Annotated in this window: 13 protein-coding genes and 1 pseudogene; 6 read left to right on the forward strand and 8 right to left on the reverse strand. The window is 48.4% G+C overall.

Features of this window, described 5'->3' with window-relative positions; all coding sequences use genetic code 11:
- The first annotated feature begins 280 nt into the window (after positions 1-280).
- The 3 genes from J3491_RS00005 (at position 281) to xseB (ending at position 2,875) form a co-directional block, all read left to right on the forward strand.
- The gene (locus J3491_RS00005; protein ID WP_075102097.1) at positions 281-649 is read left to right on the forward strand and encodes a hypothetical protein; all 369 of its coding nucleotides are present in this window, start codon (positions 281-283) and stop codon (positions 647-649) included.
- A gap of 345 nt (positions 650-994) precedes the next feature.
- Entirely contained in the window at positions 995-2,557 is a 1,563-nt protein-coding gene (xseA, locus tag J3491_RS00010; RefSeq protein WP_207968775.1) for an exodeoxyribonuclease VII large subunit, read from the forward strand.
- 60 nt (positions 2,558-2,617) lie between these two features.
- Complete coding sequence (xseB, locus tag J3491_RS00015) at positions 2,618-2,875, forward strand: exodeoxyribonuclease VII small subunit (RefSeq protein WP_075102099.1); 258 nt, start codon at positions 2,618-2,620, stop codon at positions 2,873-2,875.
- Positions 2,876-2,885: 10 nt separating this feature from the next.
- Here xseB and pncB read toward each other — a convergent pair whose 3' ends face one another.
- The 5 genes and pseudogenes from pncB to J3491_RS00040 all read right to left on the reverse strand — a co-directional run bounded on the left by pncB (position 2,886) and on the right by J3491_RS00040 (position 11,170).
- Positions 2,886-4,109, reverse strand: coding sequence for a nicotinate phosphoribosyltransferase (gene pncB / locus J3491_RS00020; RefSeq protein WP_100749441.1), 1,224 nt, complete (start codon positions 4,107-4,109; stop codon positions 2,886-2,888).
- Between the two features lie 288 nt (positions 4,110-4,397).
- Positions 4,398-6,071 (reverse strand): annotated as a pseudogene (gene msrAB, locus J3491_RS00025) (bifunctional peptide-methionine (S)-S-oxide reductase MsrA/peptide-methionine (R)-S-oxide reductase MsrB).
- A 406-nt stretch (positions 6,072-6,477) separates the two neighbouring features.
- Complete coding sequence (locus tag J3491_RS00030; RefSeq protein ID WP_207968920.1) at positions 6,478-7,380, reverse strand: ATP-binding cassette domain-containing protein; 903 nt, start codon at positions 7,378-7,380, stop codon at positions 6,478-6,480.
- 65 nt (positions 7,381-7,445) lie between these two features.
- On the reverse strand, positions 7,446-9,389 hold the full coding sequence (locus J3491_RS00035) for a glycine betaine ABC transporter substrate-binding protein (protein ID WP_207968776.1): 1,944 nt from the start codon (positions 9,387-9,389) through the stop codon (positions 7,446-7,448).
- Positions 9,390-9,715: 326 nt separating this feature from the next.
- Positions 9,716-11,170 carry a coniferyl aldehyde dehydrogenase gene (locus J3491_RS00040; RefSeq protein ID WP_207968777.1) on the reverse strand — a complete coding sequence of 485 codons (1,455 nt, stop codon included), beginning with the start codon at positions 11,168-11,170 and terminating at the stop codon, positions 9,716-9,718.
- A gap of 599 nt (positions 11,171-11,769) precedes the next feature.
- On the opposite strand from J3491_RS00040, the gene lipB reads away from it, so the two are divergent.
- The 3 genes from lipB (at position 11,770) to J3491_RS00055 (ending at position 13,997) form a co-directional block, all read left to right on the forward strand.
- Positions 11,770-12,618, forward strand: coding sequence for a lipoyl(octanoyl) transferase LipB (gene lipB / locus J3491_RS00045; protein ID WP_207968778.1), 849 nt, complete (start codon positions 11,770-11,772; stop codon positions 12,616-12,618).
- A gap of 197 nt (positions 12,619-12,815) precedes the next feature.
- Positions 12,816-13,346, forward strand: coding sequence for an inorganic diphosphatase (locus tag J3491_RS00050; protein ID WP_075102105.1), 531 nt, complete (start codon positions 12,816-12,818; stop codon positions 13,344-13,346).
- 177 nt (positions 13,347-13,523) lie between these two features.
- Entirely contained in the window at positions 13,524-13,997 is a 474-nt protein-coding gene (locus tag J3491_RS00055; RefSeq protein WP_207968779.1) for a hypothetical protein, read from the forward strand.
- A 319-nt stretch (positions 13,998-14,316) separates the two neighbouring features.
- Here J3491_RS00055 and J3491_RS00060 read toward each other — a convergent pair whose 3' ends face one another.
- From J3491_RS00060 to J3491_RS00070, 3 genes are all read right to left on the reverse strand, one after another.
- Positions 14,317-15,204 (reverse strand): SDR family NAD(P)-dependent oxidoreductase, encoded by an 888-nt coding sequence (locus J3491_RS00060; RefSeq protein ID WP_207968780.1) that lies wholly within the window; start codon positions 15,202-15,204, stop codon positions 14,317-14,319.
- 117 nt (positions 15,205-15,321) lie between these two features.
- Entirely contained in the window at positions 15,322-16,368 is a 1,047-nt protein-coding gene (dusB, locus tag J3491_RS00065) for a tRNA dihydrouridine synthase DusB (RefSeq protein WP_075102159.1), read from the reverse strand.
- 129 nt (positions 16,369-16,497) lie between these two features.
- Entirely contained in the window at positions 16,498-18,543 is a 2,046-nt protein-coding gene (locus J3491_RS00070) for a BCCT family transporter (protein WP_207968781.1), read from the reverse strand.
- Between the last annotated feature and the right edge of the window lie 136 nt (positions 18,544-18,679).

Raw genomic sequence — 18,679 nt, forward strand, 5'->3', positions numbered from 1 at the left:
ACGGTGTCAAATAGCTGACTAATATCTCAATATTATCTGCGCTATTTTCCTTGTTTGACGGCGATTTATCTCATTTTTATCGCCATTTTTAAAATGAGGACACACCCTAGTAACCGCCTAAATGCCTACAAGTAAGACAACGGTAAGAGCGCACACAATAACTACCTAGACACCAAAGCGCCGAATGGGTTAGATTCATACTGATTGTGTAGTGGTGACTGGCAAAGCGTCAGTGCCATTTATCATTACAATACTCAACATCTAAATTGAGGAATACATTATGATTACTATGAATAAAACCGCCGCTTTTGGTGCCACATTGGCCGCCGCACTTGCTTTGAGCGCCTGCCAAAGCACCCCGTCATCACCGGTCATTCAACGCGCCAACGCTACCTACGAGACCACGGGTATCGCCGATACAAAAGTCAAAGCGCAACAAAACGCCATCGATAGCGCTCAAAAAACGTGCCGCAGCAAGCAAGTAATTATCATTGAGGACACAGTCAACTACAATGGTATCTTAGATGAGCGCACAGGCCGCATGGTTGGACAAGCTGGCGCGGTGCTCGGTAGTATCTTTGGTACCGGTTCACCAGATTTATCGCGTGATGACGACTATGAATACACCATCAGCTTTCGCTGCCAATAATTCGCTGCCAATAACGTGATGGTGCGCAAACACCGCCGCTAGCCACTCGCCAGCCCTTCTGTTTGTCACAGCATTTATGCAGCAGACCGGTTGGCTTCTCTTTTTGTGACTGCGCTTTTGAGGTAAACTATCATCAGCTCAAAACCTCAAGCGATACACGCGGCGCTATTCCGCGGATTGTCAACTTGTCTTGCTCTCTGATTGATAGGGTTGGTTGTTTTTTTGCCGCGCTTTTTGCCGCATTGCTTTTTACAACATGGTCTCTTTGGTTTTGATAGCAACCATTTCATACCTTTCTGTCTCACTTTAATACCTTTATGTCTTAGTCGGCTTTGGTCTCCTATTATGCGCAAACCCAATCTCTCAAATATCAAACAAGCCAAAGTCCTAGCCCCTGCCAAAGACTTGGCGACGTTAGAAGCTGAGCTTGCTGAGCAAGAAAACAGCCTAGAAGTCAGTTTAGAAGACACGGTGCTGCGCTTAAGTGACTACTTGTCGGCGGTAGAGATGGTGGTAAAAGAAACCTTTAACCATCGCGTGTGGGTGAAGGCTGAGATTCGCAACTTATCGAGCAAAGGCGGACATTATTATTTTGAGTTGGCCGAAAAAGATGACGACGGTAAGGTCGTGGCCAGCTGCCGCGGCAACCTCTGGCGCTTTAAGGCCGCCCGCGTTTTGGCGAAGTTTGAGCGCGCCACGGGCATGCCGCTTGAGCGCGATCTGACCGTACTGCTCAAAGTATCGGCAGGTTTTCATGCGCAGTATGGCTTTTCGCTCACGATCGAGGATATCGATCCAAGCTACACGTTAGGCGATTTGGCGCGGCAGTATGCTGAGATGGTCGACCGCTTAACGGGCGAAGGACTCCTGCACCTCAATCAGCAGCTACCGACACCGTTTGATATCGAGCATGTGCTGGTCATCGCCCCCGAAAAAGCCGCAGGATTGGGCGACTTTCAAGCCGATGCAGACCGCTTAGCCAGTACCGGTGCCTGTCAGTTTCATTATCATCATGCCACCTTTCAGGGCAATCATGCGCCAAGTGAGATTCGCCAAGCCATCGTCAGTGCGCAGCAGCAATTCCAAGATACCTATCAGCGTTTGCCAGATTTATTAGTAATTATCCGCGGCGGCGGCGCGGTGGGCGATTTGGCTTACTTAAATGACTATGAGCTGGCAGCATTGGTGGCTGAGCAGCCTATTCCCGTGTGGGTCGGCATCGGCCATGAGCGAGATAAAGTCATTCTAGATGAGGTGGCGCATACCAGCTTTGATACGCCATCAAAAGTCATCGCAGCGATTATCAGCCATCTGGCTCAGCTCATTACCCAAACGCTGCAATACCAAGCACAAATCAAACAAGCCGCCACACAGCAGCTCACGATGGCTGAGCAAAAAACGTCACGACAATTGAGCCATATCCAATCGCAAACCATCGGCCAGCTGACCGCACTGCGAAAAGACAGTGATTATGCGTGGCGTAGCATTCAGCAAAGCGCCCAGCGCCAAGTTAAGCAGGCCGCCAGACTCACCAGCAATCTGCGTGCACAGACTCAATCCTTGGCTTATCAGCAATTAGCAGCCGCTTCTACTTATAGTCAAAACTACCAAAAAACAATGATACAAACCGCCCAGCTGCGCGTCATACAAGCGCAGCGTAACAGCGAGCATCTGCGCGACATTGTCCTTTTGCACCGTCCTTCTCGTGTGCTCAAGCAAGGCTATACCATGCTCACTGATGCCAAAGACAAACAAACTCTGACCAGCAGCACGCAGCTTTATCCTGAGCAAACCATTCATATCGTCTTAAAGGATGGCAAAGCACAGGCACAGATTGTTGAGGTTAAAGACAATCACAAGAGAACAGAATCTGCTAATACGCTAACCGAATCAGACAACAACGTTTAAGAACTAATTACTTAAACCCTGTTATCTACCAAAACCATTACCAGAGATTAGGAATACCTTATGACCACCCCGACTCGCCGACGCAAAAAAGCCGCCCCAAAAACCTTTAAGGCGGCTTACGATATTTTAAAGACCAATGCCGAGCAGCTACAGCAGCAAGATGAACCAGACATCGACAACCTTATGACCACGGTCGAAGAGTCAATCGCCGCGTATCGCGTCTGCGAAACCCGCATCAATGCCGTACAGCAAGCGCTAGATGCGGCGTTTGCTGAAGAAGATCGCACAGAGAGTAGTGATCAAAATAGCAACCGCTAATGGCGCTTTATTATGGCGTATCCACCTCAAACACTTGGCGAAGATAGGCAAGATAAGTATCGTTGTTAATCATGGTCTTGCCTGGGCTGTCAGACAATTTTGCCACAGGCTGACCGTTACACTCGACCAGCTTTAACACGATATTGATTGGGGTGATGCCCATGTCATTGGTCAAGTTGGTGCCGATACCAAAGCTGGTTTTGATACGGTCTTTAAAATACTGATGCAGCTCCCACGCTTTGTCCAAATCCAAACCATCACTAAAAGTCAAAATCTTAGTCTTAGGGTTTATCTTGAGCTTTTTATAATGCGCGATGGCCTTGTCACCCCACACATAGGGGTCGCCACTGTCGTGACGCAAGCCATCAAACAGCTTGGCAAAATACAAGTCAAAATCACGCAAAAACGCATCCATACCGACGACATCTGTCAGCGCGATTCCTAAGTCGCCGCGATACTCATGGACCCACGCTTCCAGCGCGGCTTTTTGTGAATCGCGCAAACGCACATCCAATGCCTGAAATGCCTGCATAAACTCGTGCGCCATCGTACCGATCGGCGTCATTCCCAGTTTTTTTGCTAGATAAACGTTTGAGGTGCCGCCAACTATCTTTGGGGCAGCCTTGTGTAGGGTCTCCACCACATGCGCTTGCCAAGATTTGCTAAAGCGGCGACGCGTACCAAAATCAGCCACGATAAAAGGCGGTGTATCGGGGTTATAGCTGCTTTGCTCGGCTGCATAATGATGCAATAGCTCAACTTTGGCGTCTAGCCGGCGCTGGCCTTCTGCCAAGACTTGAGAATCTGATAAGGCACTAAAATACAACTCATTGACAATGGCCAAAACAAACACTTCAAAAAACATCGCCTGTATCATCGGTCCTTCGATATCGATGCACAGTCTGTCTTTCTCATCGGTGCTGACGGTGATAAAACGGCGCTTGAGCTTAAACAGCTCAAGATAATCGACGAAGTCTGAACGAATAAAGCGCAAACCGCGCAGATACTCTAATTCATCTTCCAAAAACCGTAACTCGCACAGACTATCTAGTTGCTGCTCTAGAGCGTCTTTGATATCGGCTAAGGGATAGACAGTATCCTTATTATTGCGGCAACGAAAACGATAAACCCCATGCGTCTGTGGAAACTGATGCAGCATGGCTTGGAGCATGGTGAATTTGTACAAATCGTTATCAAGTAACGAGGTAATAATAGGTGCATAGGTAACGGTCATACTATGGCCTTAAAAACACAGAAATAAAAAATAACGTCACCTAATACTCAAAGCGACACAGTATACAATATGATAAACAACCAGATATGGCGCACAAACAGCACGTTTGCAGCGCGCATTCATCAGTCGTCAAGTATAACGAAATTTGCTGCTTTTTTCAGAGTTCATGCTTTCTTGGTGCTTTTATTAAGGCGTGTCCTCAATTTAATTGATAGTCAGCTAAGAGTCAGCTAAATGGGTCAAAAATAGCAAAACAGTGTATAACATTGTACAACGCTGTCGATACCACTACGATGTAATCAGTTTGACCAAAGGCGCATAGCCTGACTGCGGCATCACATCGACGGGGATAAACTGCAGCGCGCCACCATTGATACAATAACGTAGGCCGCCACGATCCTTTGGCCCATCGGGGAACACATGACCCAAGTGTGAGTCCGCGACCCGCGAGCGCACCTCGGTACGCACCATATTAAACGCTCGGTCTTCGTGCTGGGTAATCACCTACATATCAATGGGCTTGGTAAAGCTTGGCCAACCGCAGCCTGACTGGTACTTATCAGTGGATAAAAACAAAGGCTCGCCCGAGACCACATCGACATAAATCCCAGGGGCAAACAAGTCATCATACTCATGACTAAACGCCCGCTCTGTCCCTGCTTGTTGAGTGATATTGTACTGAGCTTTGGTGAGCGTCTGCTTTAGCGCACCTTTATCAAACCCAGCATAACGCTTGGGCTCTAGCGCTTCTGCGACGGTGCTGACAGCCGCAAGCTTGGGTGGCGCCGTACTCTCAAGCTTATCATCGGCAAGGCTGAGATCGACATGACAGTAGCCATTGGGGTTTTTTGCCAGATAGTCTTGATGATACATCTCCGCCACATAAAAGTTGTCTAACGGCTCATTTTCGACCACAACTTTTTGCTTATATTGGCTCTGTACTCGCTTTAGCGCCGCGTCGATGACCGCTTTATCGTCTTGATCGGTATAATACACCCCAGTACGATACTGCACACCGCGATCATTGCCTTGTTTGTTTAGGCTGGTCGGGTCAATGACGCGAAAATAATGCTGCAAAACCGTATCAAGATCTATCTTATCAGCATCATAAGTGACTTTTACTGCTTCAACATGCCCTGAGTCGCGAATGACCTGCTCATAACTGGGGTTGGCAGTATCCCCATTGGCATAGCCTGATAGCGCATCGACCACGCCATCGACACGCTCCATATAGGCTTCAACACCCCAAAAGCAGCCGCCTGCCAGATAGATAGAGCGGGTATTGATGGCGTTGCCTTTGTCATTATAATACACCCCATCTTTTTGCTTGATGGTTTCAATCTTACTATTGCTGGCTGCCGCTTGGGCGTTTGCAGGCTTGCTACTGCCAGCCTTTAGCTCGGCAAAGTCGTTTTCGGCATTGTCCGCCAGCGCATACGCTTGTTCGGGCGATATATTGCCTTTGACTAAGTGTACCAAGTTGCCGTTTTTATCCAGTATCGCCCAGCTTGGATAGACCTGCACGCCCAGCTGCTTGATGATAGCGCCAGAAGGGTCAGTCAATACCGGTAGTTTGGGATACGCTGACTGCACGCCTGCATACCATGAGGCAAACTCACCCTCAGCTTTCTCATTGAGATGACCAGGACTTGCCATAGTGACTACGTTTAAACCAGAGAACTTAGGATCGAGGCGCCACGCTTCGGTCTCAGCCAGCGTGCCCAAACACAGCGGGCACCAGCTCGCCCAAAACTTAACCAAGGTCGGCTTATCAGGGTCGATCACTGCCGCGCCTGTCTCGCCCAGACCTGTGGTCAATTGCGGCAATGCTTGCATCTGCCCAAGCATGTCAGATGGCAGCATATCTCGTGAGCTGGTCACGCCGCTGTTTTGCTGACTGGCACTCCTGCCAGCACTACTACTGGCACTATTATCAGCATTACTCATTTGTCCGCAAGCCATCAGCAGCCCAGCACTGAGCACCATCATCACGCCATAGCGGCTGGCGTTTTTTAGGTAACGTGATGGTTTTGAGCGAGAGGGCTGTTTTACTAAATGCTGTGATGAGGGGTTGGCGGCAACGTTACTTATAGAGTGGCTGATATTTGACTGATCTTTGTACCAATCTAAGTGGCGCGGTTGATCGTTTTTATCGGTAGGCTGGTCTGACATAATGGGTCCTTTAACTAACACTGCTATGAGTGGCAGATATTTTTATGGTACGACCATCTCTGCCTAAATACAATTCAGACAATATTAAAAACAGCGGTTTCATATTGAGTTTTTGTTAACCACTGTATCGCCAATCAAACCCTACACTCTATCGTGCAAAATGCCTTTGCTGTCAATAAAAAAGCCACTAGCAGCATCACGACTTAGTGTGCATAAACTGTGCCACATAATCATCAGCAGGGTCGTGACGTAGCTGCTGCGGGGTGCCCGTCTGTACCAAACGACCACCGTTTAAGATGCTGATGCGTTGGCCGACCTTGATGGCCTCATCGATATCATGGGTAATAAAAACGATGGTCTTGTTCAGCCGATTTTGCAGCTCCAGCAGCTGGTCTTGTAGCTGAGCACGAATCAGCGGATCAAGGGCAGAAAACGCCTCATCCATCAGCAAGATTGGGTTGTCTGTCGCCAGTGCCCGTGCCAGCCCAACCCGCTGCTGCATACCGCCTGATAGCTCGTCAGGGTAGCTGTGCTCTAGATTGGGCAGTCCAACTTCATTGAGCCAATGCCGTGCAATCTCATGGCGCGCTTTAGTACTCATCTTTCGTACCCGTAGGCCATAGGCGACGTTTTGTATGACGGTCATGTGCGGTACTAGGCCGAAGTGCTGAAACACCATACTGACGGTATGCTGACGATACTGCTGCAGCGCTTTATCATTGAGCGTCAATATATCGATAGCAGACGATCCTGTTTGCGCTGTAGTCTGCGTCTCCTCTGCCACTGCCGTGGCAGGCGCGCGCCTAGGGTTTGTTGCATGCAGGCTGGTATCGACCCATATTTTGCCACAGCTTGGGTCTATTAGACGATTGATATGCCGTATCAAAGTCGACTTGCCTGAGCCTGAGAGCCCCATGATACAGTGCAGCTCCCCTGCTTTGATGGCGAGGTTGATGTCATAAAGCCCGACCGAATACCCTGTCTGCTCTTTGACCTCGGTACTGTCCATCCCTTGCGCCAATAGCGATAAAGCTACCTGCGCCTGCGCCGTGCTGGCATTATAAATCTTACTGATATTTTCAAGCTGAATATGGTTCATCATGGTTCTCGCTATGGGGTTTTTATGCGGTTTAGCACAGCTTAGCTCGATGCAGCCGCTACTTATCAACCTATCGGACGCTTGCCAGCGTCGATGGTTTGTTGGCGGGCGCGCTTGCCTTGACCAAATGCCTGAGTGATACGATCAATGATAATGGCGACGATGACGATCGCGGTGCCTGCTTGTAGCCCTTGACCGATATTTAGCGTTTGAATAGACTGCAGTACATCCTCGCCAAGACCTGGCGCCCCAATCATAGAAGCCAGCACCACCATGGACAGTGACATCATCACTGCTTGATTGATCCCCGCCATGATACTTGGTAATGCTTGTGGTAGCTTAATCCAAATCAGCAGCTGACGATGCGTACTGCCAAACGAGCGCCCTGCCTCGATCATCTCATGATCGACTTGGGTAATACCCAGCGTCGTCAGGCGAATCAGCGGCGGCAAGGCATAAATAACGGTAGCAAACAGCGCTGGCACCTTACCAATTCCAAATAGCATCAGCACCGGAATCAAATATACAAAGCTTGGCATGGTCTGCATCACATCCAAAATGGGCGTGACTATCTTACGCAGTATCTTACTGCCCGACATCGCAATCCCAATTGGAATGCCAATCACCACTGTCACCAGCACCGAGACGATTAGCAGGGCAAAAGTATCAATCAGCGCGCCCCACAGCCCAAAAGCACCGATCAAAAACAGCCCTGCGCCGCATGCCAAGGCAAACCACACCTTACGAACCGCAAACCATCCCAACACCGTGACGAGTAAGATAAGCAGCCATGGCGGCATTATAGTCAATAGCCGCTCAATCGGTAATAATAAATAAGTAAGCGCCAAAGTACTGATGGTACGAAACACCTCACCGTAGTTTTTTACCACGCTTGCCAAGGTGTTATTGAGCGGGGTCTCAAGCGACCATGATGGGAAACTCGATGCAAGGCCAAATGCGTGATTATTGATGCCATCATCATGAGCGATAGTGCTATCGTTGGCTGCCGCACCTGTGAGGCTAATGCCTAACTGCGCTGCTAGATTGGTGGCCGCTTCGTCAGTCACCCACGTGCGCCAGACGTCTGGATGCTCGCGCAAAAACACCAACGCTTGCTCTTCGCCGCTACGTTTGTTTTCACTCATCTCTAAGATAGCGCCATTGAGCGCATCGGCACTAAACTGTACGTTGTTAAAAACATCAACCAGCGCTGGGTGGGACGCTATAAACGGGGTAGAGACAGCAATCCCCAAAGGAGAAACGGGGAAGCCTGAGACGCAGTCAGCGCTGCCATCTGCGCGCAGCAAATCCTGCCAACAAGCATCATCGTGCGCGGGAAACTCAAGCGCGGCAAAGTCGTATTTCGCCATCAGCCCTGTCGGCTGCCAGTAATAAAACAATAAGGGTTTGTGCTGCTCAAATGCAGACGATATCTCGGCATCGAGTGCCGCGCCCGTACCGGGGTGCGCGTTGTTAAACACACCATCCAATCCTGTATTTTTCAGTAGCCGCGTGTTAAACACTTCACAGGTCCAGCCAGAAGGGCAATTCATAAAACGAGCACTGCCTGGATCTTCTGGGTCTTCAAACAAATGGGCATACTTGGGCAAATCTTGGTAGCTGCGCAGTCCCGGATTTTCTTCTAGCACGTATTTGGGCACATACCAGCCTTGGGTTGCGCCGCCTTTGAGCGTATCACCGATGACAGCAACTTTATCTTGCGCAATGGCCTGCTCCATGATCGGTGAGCGCCCAACCCACTGCTCACCGATGACTTGAATATCGTCTTGCGCCAGTGCGGTTTCGAGCGCAGGGCCAGCACCTGGCACCTCCTCGACCGCACACTCATAGCCATCTTCGACGATATACTTGAGTACCCCAGAGATAAACTGACCACTCTCCCATGTCAGCGCGCCAAATTTGACAGGTGATTGGCAGGCCGCCGAGGCCGTCACGGGCAGGAGTAATGTACTCATACAGAGTAAACTTAACGCAATCCATTGGCGCATGCTCAGTCCTATTGATGATGGGTGCCGCTCGCCTATACCTACACATAAGTATGAACGAATCTCTTGCGTCAGTAGCACGCATGAGCGATTGGCTTAAATGACAGGTTACCGTTGTTTAGAGGTACTACAAAGTGTAGCGACTTCTCACAGAGATGACAAATGCTTATTGTTCACTACCGACGCGCGGCATACCGCTATTTGACCAAAAAAAAGCACCTACCTAGGTAGATGCGTAAAACATGTCGCCATAAGGCCACATTGAACATGGCCACATTGAACATGACTATATCGGATACAGTTACTTACAAGGCGACTGTGTTTGAGTGCTACTTTAAAAATAGAGCCATGGCTTTTTTAAACAGTCCACCATAAGGCGGTAGTAGTAAATTCATGCCGTTGAGCTTGGCCTGTACAAACACAGGCTTCATGTGACTAAGACGCTCAAACCCTGCCTTACCATGATAAGCACCGGTCCCCGAATCACCAACGCCGCCAAAGGGTAAGTCGTGCTGCGCCACGTGCATGATGACCTCGTTGACACACAGACCACCTGAAACCGTGCGATTACGCACTTGCTCTATATCGCCTTGATGATCGCCAAATACATACAAAGCCAGCGGACGCGGGCGCGAATTGACCAAGTGAATGGCATCATCTAGCGTTTCGTAGTGTATCAAAGGCAAAATCGGCGCAAAAATCTCATTGTCCATGACCTCACTGTCTAATGCAGGTTCCCGAACGATCACAGGCGGCATCAGGCGTGTTTCGCTGTTGGCATCAGCTGAGGTCAGCGCATGCACCTGCTCGCTTGGTAGCGCGTCCAAATAGCTTTTTACGCGCGTAAACTGAGCGCCATTGATGATGCGCGAGTAGTCAGGATTGTGCTCAATATCAGGATAGTGCTTATCCATCCAGTCTTTTGCCGCCTGGATAAATGACTCATGATAACGACGGGGAATCAGCACATAATCAGGGGCGATACAGGTTTGACCGGCATTTAGTGTCTTGCCCATCATCACGCGATTGACCGCCGACTCCAAATTGGCATCATCCAAGACGATCACCGGCGACTTACCACCCAGCTCTAACGTCACTGGCGTCAGATTGGGGGCGGCGGCGGCCATGACTTTTTTGCCGACCGCTGTCGAACCAGTATACAGCAAATGATCAAACGGCAGCTCACTAAAAGCCACCGCGATATCGACCTCTCCCAGCACTACACATATCATGTCGGAGGAAAAATAACGAGCCACAGCATCGGCGAACGTCTGCGCAAACTTTGGTGCCGCCTCACTCATTTTGATCATGATTCTATTGCCAGCGGCGAGCGCATCTATCATCGGACCTACGGCCAAAAACAGTGGATAGTTCCAAGGCACCATGATGCCGACCACCCCTAACGGCTGCGGCTGGATTTCGTTGTGGGCTGGCATATACAGTGCCGAGATAGGCGCACGCTGGGGCTTCATCCATTTTTTGCCGTGTTTTTTGGCATGACTAATCCCTGTAAAACTCGGGAACAACTCAGCAAACTGCGTCTCAGACTCACTGCGATGGCCAAAGTCAGCGCTGATGGCACTGGCAAAGCTGGATTGATTGTCGCTGAGCATCATCTCAAGGTTATCCAGCTGCGTCTCACGCGTGGCCCAGTCGTTTATCGGCTGCGTACGGCTCAGCGCTTGTAGATGCTCAAATTGCGCACGCATCTCTTCGGCGGTGTGCGCAATACTAGAGGCTTGATGCGGCATATGCTCATTGATATTTTGTGTATTGTCTGTCATGTCTCTTCCTTGTTATATGCGTTGGGACTGATATACTTTTTTGGGCGAGCGGTGCTGTATTTTTAGCGCACATCCTACCTGTCTTCGTCTTTAGCAGACCCAACCAAAATCCGTCATAAAAACAGTCATAAAGTTGCATCCCTTACGCTTTTAAGACACTCTGACGGGCTACCTTAATGTAGCGCATCGACTGAGCAATGAATAGCATTTTAAACTGACTAGTGCGTTTTTTAATAGAGCAAAAGTCATCGCTTACGCCGCGGCCAAACTTTCTAATTTCCAAATTTTTATTTGGGCGGTATCTGATAAGCAGATAAGTTTGGGCGACACTGCCAAAAACTGCTACACTTTAGGCAACTGACCTACTTGGGCGTGCCCTCATTTAAAAATAGCAATAAAAATGAGATGAATTGCCGCCAAACATTGTAATCAAATACCGAAAATAGCGCAGATAATATCGAGATATTCTTTAGCTATTTGATACTGTTTGGTCAGATTTAGCCATTTTAACTCATTTGATGGCTATCGATTGAAGAGGACACGCCCTTGCCTTCATATCTTTTACCAATTCTCTATATCTACCATACGTTGTGACTGCCATGCAAAACGCCATACAACCCCTGAGTGACACGCTGATCAGTAAGTCTTTGTCCGCGGCCGATTATGTCCCTACCTTGGATGCGATGCTCGCGCGCACGCTGACACGTATTGAGTTAAAAAAAACCAAACAGCAGCGCACGCCTGATGAGCTGTGGATCGTCGATCACAATGATGTCTATACCTTAGGACAAGCGGGTAAAGAAGAGCACATTTTGCAGCGTACAGACACCCCAGTTATCAAAACCGATCGTGGTGGTCAGGTGACTTGGCACGGTCATGGGCAATTGGTGCTGTATTGGTTATTTGATTTAGAGAGCTTGGGCTGGAGTGTGCGCAATTTAGTCTCACACGCTGAGCAAGCCATCGAAGATGTGATCAATGACTGCTTACAAAACCACACAGCTGATGATACGCGCATTCGTGCCCAAGCGCGCCGTGATGCGCCAGGCGTCTATCTCTATGCCGATACCAGCGCAGAGCATGACGACAGCTCTACCGATAAAGGCATTGTATCGACTGAGATCCAGCCGTCGTCCATCATGTTAGGTAAAATGGCGTCATTAGGCTTTAAGATTAAGCATGGTTTTAGTTACCACGGTATCGCTATTAATTTAACTTGTGATTTATCCGCGTTTAATGCCATCAACCCATGTGGCTATGCTGGCATGCAAATGCTTAGGCTGGCTGATTTTAGCAACATGGTATCCTCCCCAAAGACACAAAGCGCAGATCAAACCCGCGAACCCTTGAGCTATGAGAGCGTCACACAAAAACTCATCGACAATATCGCTCAGCGCCATGCAGGACAGATAGCACTGCGCGCGTTGGCTCCCAAACCAAGTCGCTAAAGCTTGTGGCCTTTGAGTCTTTTTTTGCATAATATCTTGCACGCTTAGACTTAAGCATTTTGAGAAAAATTGTCGCAAACTTGCTATAATCGCTGGCGGTACAGACAGCTGTCACACTTATATGACAGCTCAGCTCAACCTTTGAGCTTTTCTTATTGTATTTAGACATTTAAAACAAAAGCAAATCGGAGTATTTTATGGCAGATTTTAATAAAATTTTGGACGCAGGCGACGTAGACGGCGGCATCATCAACGTGGTAGTAGAAATCCCTACCGGTAGCAGCCATAAAATCGAATGGAACCGCGAATTGGCTGTGTTTGAGCTGGATCGTATTGACCCACAAATCTTTGCCAAGCCTTGCAACTACGGCTTTATCCCGCAAACGCTAGACGAAGATGGCGATGAGTTGGATGCGCTGATCATCACAGAACAGCCCCTACCGACTGGTATTTTCTTAAAAGCCAAAGTCATCGGCGTGATGAAGTTTGTAGATGATGGCGAAGTCGATGACAAAATCGTCGTCGTACCAGCGGACGATCGTGATACCGGTAATGCGTACAACAGCTTAGAAGACCTACCTAAACAACTGATCAACCAGCTACAGTTCCACTTCAGCCATTATAAAGACCTGAAAAAAGCGGGCACCACTGTGGTTGAATCATGGGGCGACGTGGCTGAGGCCAAAGAAGTCATCAAAGAGTCTATCCAGCGCTGGAAAGACCTATAAGCCACCACTTGAGACCCAGATAATCTCACTGCAATATACCGCTGTCATAACAATGATGGCGGTATTTTTTGTTTATCCACTGCTCAACTGCCGTTCACCGCTTGAATGGTGCTTGGTTAAAATGGTTATAATAACCTGTGCTCACATGCTATATGCTCATCGACAATAAGGAATACCATGTTTAACCCCGACCCAAGCTCAAAGCCAGTCAATCCAAAGCTGCCAAAAGATGTGATCATGATGGTTGAAAAAAACAACCTCGTCATGGCCATCAAAACATTGGCGCAAGATGAAAATATCAGTATGGATGAAGCCAAGGTGCGAATAGACGCTTATGAAACCGCGTTGAAAGTAAAGCAGCAACAAAAACTCAATACCATCGCAAACAAACAAGGCATCTCTAATCACGCCATTAGCTTTGATCGAAAGCAAGAAACAAAAGAAGAGCTAGAATCTGGCAAACTGATCAAGACACGCGTCAAAACCACCAAGCAGACTCAAGATTTTAAAGACTTACAACAAGGGGTTGATAGCCAGCTAAATAACTTGGGGTACAAAAAACCGTTAATGCCATATTGGACAAAACGTTTATTGCTGATTGTGGTGATTATGGCGGGATTGTTTTGGATATTATGGCGGGTGTTTGGTTAGAGCGATATGGCGGGTTTTATTAGGGCATGCCCTTTACCAGCTGCGCTTAACAAAATACGTAATGGTATAAACGCTAACAAACTCTTATCTTCAGCCCCGTGAAAACAAAAAAACCGTCTGTTGTTTTTGCTTGTTATAGTGAGTTCAGTATAAAAACGATACCGTGAGAACCGGATGAATTTTACGCAGCATCGAGCAGCGCACACCAGAAAAATTTATACCAGTTCCACGTTGACATATTAAGCCATATCAATAGCTCATGCTCAAAGGATCAAGCCTCAGTAGAAAGCCTTTCTGCACTCCCTACTAAGCGTTTATACTAGTGATGCTCACCAGGCAGTATTTTTGCAAAAATACGCTGCGCTAAATTCGGCTTACTATCGGTAGTCTGGGCAGCCGTCGAACTTGGGAATATACGATAGCCAATAGACTGCACCCCCACGTTAAATGCAGGTACCAACGAGTAGCTTGCAGACGCAAACTTACCCATGTTGCTGGCGATACTGTTTGGTTTATGGACGATAGCTTTAGCGATCATCATCGCCGCCTCATCAGGCATCAATGCTGGCATATAACGATACAGCTTGGTCGGTGCAATCATCGGCGTGCGCACCAGTGGCATAAAAATGTTGGTGACTTTGATATTATCGCCTTTGACCTCTGCTGCCAGACAGCGACTAAACGCATCAAGCGCTGCTTTTGAGGCGACATAAGCGGCAAAACGCGGACTGTTTGCCAGTACGCCAATGGAGGAGATATTAACAATTTGACCCTTCTTTCTGCCAATCATCGTCGGAAGTAGTCCCAAAATAATCTTTACCGCACCAAAGTAATTGACATCCATCGTGCGCTCAAAGTCATGAAAACGGTTGACTGATTCATGCACTGAACGGCGAATCGAGCGCCCCGCATTATTGACCAACACATCGACATGACCAAAATCAGCAAGAATCCGTTTACTGACGTCTTCGATATCATCCATATCGGTCAAATCACATGGATAATAACTGGCCCTGCCACCGAGTGTTTCGATATTGTCCGCGACAATTTTTAGCTTGTCTTTGGTACGTGCCAACAAAATCACATGAGCGCCGCACTCACTGAGTAAAAAAGCGGTACGCTCGCCGATACCACTTGAGGCACCCGTGATTACGATATGCTTATCTTTAACCGCTTTGGCGATTGCTTTTTTTGAAGGGTTGGCCATAAAAAGTCCTTTTTGTTTGTTTTATGTTCTTTTGTAGGATAGCAAAAAATATGGCCTGAGGTGAATGAGTCGTCAGTACAAACATCGCGATTGATGATTATTTACCCGCCCTAGTGACTACTGATGCGTACACAAAAAATCCTCGACCACACGAAACTGTCCTGCGGTACTCTCTTCACCATACATCGCTTGGCGAAAGGCATTAGAATTTGGGATGCCCGTGGTATACCACGCAATATGCTTACGCGCAATACGGCAGCCTGAGTATTCGCCATAAAAATCATACAGCTCTTGTAGATGCGCGAGCACAATCTCTTTAATCTCGCGAACACTTGGTGCTGATAGCCGCTCACCTGTCCGCAAAAAATGACCAATATCACGAAACAGCCACGGCTGACCTTGAGCGGCGCGCCCTATCATCACCGCATCGCAGCCTGTCATCTCGTAGACATATTGGGCTTTTTCAGGGCTATCGATATCGCCATTGGCAATGACAGGGATACCGATACTGTCTTTGACTTCGCGTATCAGCTCATAACGCGCCGTACCTGTATACATATCCTCACGCGTCCGCCCATGAATCGCAATCGCTGCGATACCAGCTTGCTCAGCGCGGCGTGCCACTCGCAAGATATTTTCGCGGCCATTTTCATAACCCAGTCGCGTCTTTAGGGTGACGGGAGCATCGACTGCACCTACTGCCGCATCGAGCAGACGTGCCACCAAATCTTCGTCTTGCAGCAAGGCTGAGCCTGCCAGCTTACGGCAAACTTTTTTAGCAGGACAGCCCATATTGATATCAATAATCTGCGCGCCATTGTCAATCTGATAACGCGCCGCTTCAGCCAATTTATCAGGCTCAGCCCCTGCTATTTGTGCCGAGATGGGCGCAATTTCATTATCAAAATTGGCACGGTACAAAGACTTTTTGCTGGCATAAAGCGCGGTATCGGCGATGATCATCTCACTGACAGCATGCCCTGCGCCAAAAGATTTGCACAGTCTACGAAAAGGGTTGTCCGTCACGCCGGCCATGGGCGCGACCATCAGACGGTTTTCGATACTCAGACCACCGATATCAAGCGGCTGTAATAAGGGATGCTGAGCGGCAACTGGTGCTGAAGAATCAGCCATCACAGGATTAGCAGAAGTATTTATAGACATAAAAAACGGCTTGATTTGCATAGAAAACAAGCCGTTATTCTAAGGGTTCGTACGCATATTGCAAGCCATTCACGTCAATCCTTTGCCGCTATGACTTCCAATACGACTTTCAAATAGGCGATGCGCCGCTTACTTATCAAACACACTGCCCTGCTCTAGGGTGATATCATCGTCATGTTCCTGCATACGCCAAGGCAAAATATCGGGCGAAACATTGACGAAATGCAGATATTTTTCAAACTGATCGATGATATCGTTGATCACCGACTCTGGCTGATAACCATACAAGTCATAGGTTTGGCCACCGCGGCGCAAATAAACCTCGGCACGGTGATGGTGCTCTTGTGGCAGATTACCCGCCATATCTTCAGTATAATAGTCAGGAACTTCATGCTCTGATAGGCGCACCTCGTACCAAAACTCGACATTATCACCGCGTCTTAGCTCTAATACCGCTCGATTGTTTACCTCATCATAGTTGACCTCAGGCAGCCAGCCTGTCTCGGCAAATTTTTCTGCAACCTCCTGCATCGATGACATCACCGTGCCCTTGATATAGCCGAGCACCTTTTCGCGCGTTGGCTGATTGGTAATATAATCAATACGATCACGCCATGCGTCTAATTTGAGCAGATGCGGCGGTAAATGGTTGTCAGTGGCCAGGCTTTGATTACGATGCCCCTCGATACGTAGCGCACGCCACATACCAAACGTCGAGATTAAGATAATCACTGCAAAAGGCAAGGCACTGACGATAGCCGCTGTCTGCAGGGCGCTTAGGCCACCTGCGATCAGCAGCACCGCCGCTACAGCTCCTTCTGTAACTACCCAAAATGAGCGCTGCCACCACGGCGTATCACTACGACCACCAGCGGCGAGCGAGTCGATGACCAATGACCCTGAGTCTGATGACGTCACAAAAAAAGTAATAATCAGTAGGACGGTCAATGACGAGACAATTTGAGTAAAGGGTAAGTTTTCTAGCAGCTTAAATAAGGCAATGGCTTGGTTGTTTTGTACCTCACCGATCAGCGCCTCATAACCATCGACCATGATCATATGCAGCGCGGTATCCCCAAATACCGAAAACCAAAAGAAGGTAAACAGCGTTGGCACAAGCATCACGCCCAGTACGAACTCACGAATGGTACGGCCGCGACTGATTTTGGCGATAAATAGTCCGACAAAAGGCGCCCACGCGATCGTCCATGCAAAGATAAATAGCGTCCAGCTACCGATCCAATCGCTCGACTGATAAGCTTGTAGGCTAAAGGTACGCTCAACGATATTGCCCAAATAACTGCCTGTATTTTCCATAAAGGCATTTAGGATAAATATCGACGGCCCGACCACAAACACAAAGATCATCAAAGCCGTGGCCAGCACCATGTTTAAGATAGACAGGCGTTTGACGCCCTTATCCATCCCAGCCAGCACAGACACCAGTGCTGCGGTGGTCACCAGCGCAATGATGATGACTTGTACGGTGGTGCTCACTGGAATCATATCGGGCAATAAGTAATTCAAGCCTGCATTAATCTGAGCCACAGACAGACCCAAACTGGTGGCGATACCAAACATGGTACCCAAAATCGCAAACACATCCACCGTATGTCCGATAGGCCCATGGATTTTGTCACCGATTAAGGGATAGAGGGTTGAGCGCACCGACAGCGGTAAGCCGTGCCGAAAGGAAAAATACGCCAAGGACAGCCCCACGACGCCGTATATCGCCCAAATATGAAACCCCCAATGAAAATAGGCAATCTGCATCGCCTCTTTGGCCGCCTCAATCGTCTGCGGCTCTGAGAGTGGTGGACTGGCAAAATGTAAGACCGGCTCGGCGACACCATAAAAGAGCAAGGCAATGCCGTAACCTGCCGAAAACAGCATAGCAAACCATTCAAGAAACTGATATTCAGCTTCTGCATGGTCAGGGCCTAATTTGATACTGCCATAAGGCGAAAACGCCAACACGATGACAAACATCAAAAATATGGCAACTGCCAGCATATAAAACCAGCCGAACGTCTCAGTGGTAAATGCCAGCACGGTACTAAATAGCTCACCGGCCGCCTCTGGATTGATAGCAGTACCAATCACCAATAGCAGCATGATAGCCGCCGCTGGGACGAAAACTGGCAACAAAATAGTGGAGCGAGGTAATTTACTCATAGAAGTGATATCCTCAAAAAGTGACAAAACCGATCAACCGTGCTTATTAAAATATTTTTTGCATAAAATGTCTGATAAATACTTGATACTGCATTTTTGACTTCTTACTTCTGACATTGTCTGCTTATGGGCACTG

This window comes from Psychrobacter halodurans (assembly GCF_017498075.1).
Taxonomy (GTDB): Bacteria; Pseudomonadota; Gammaproteobacteria; order Pseudomonadales; family Moraxellaceae; genus Psychrobacter; species Psychrobacter celer.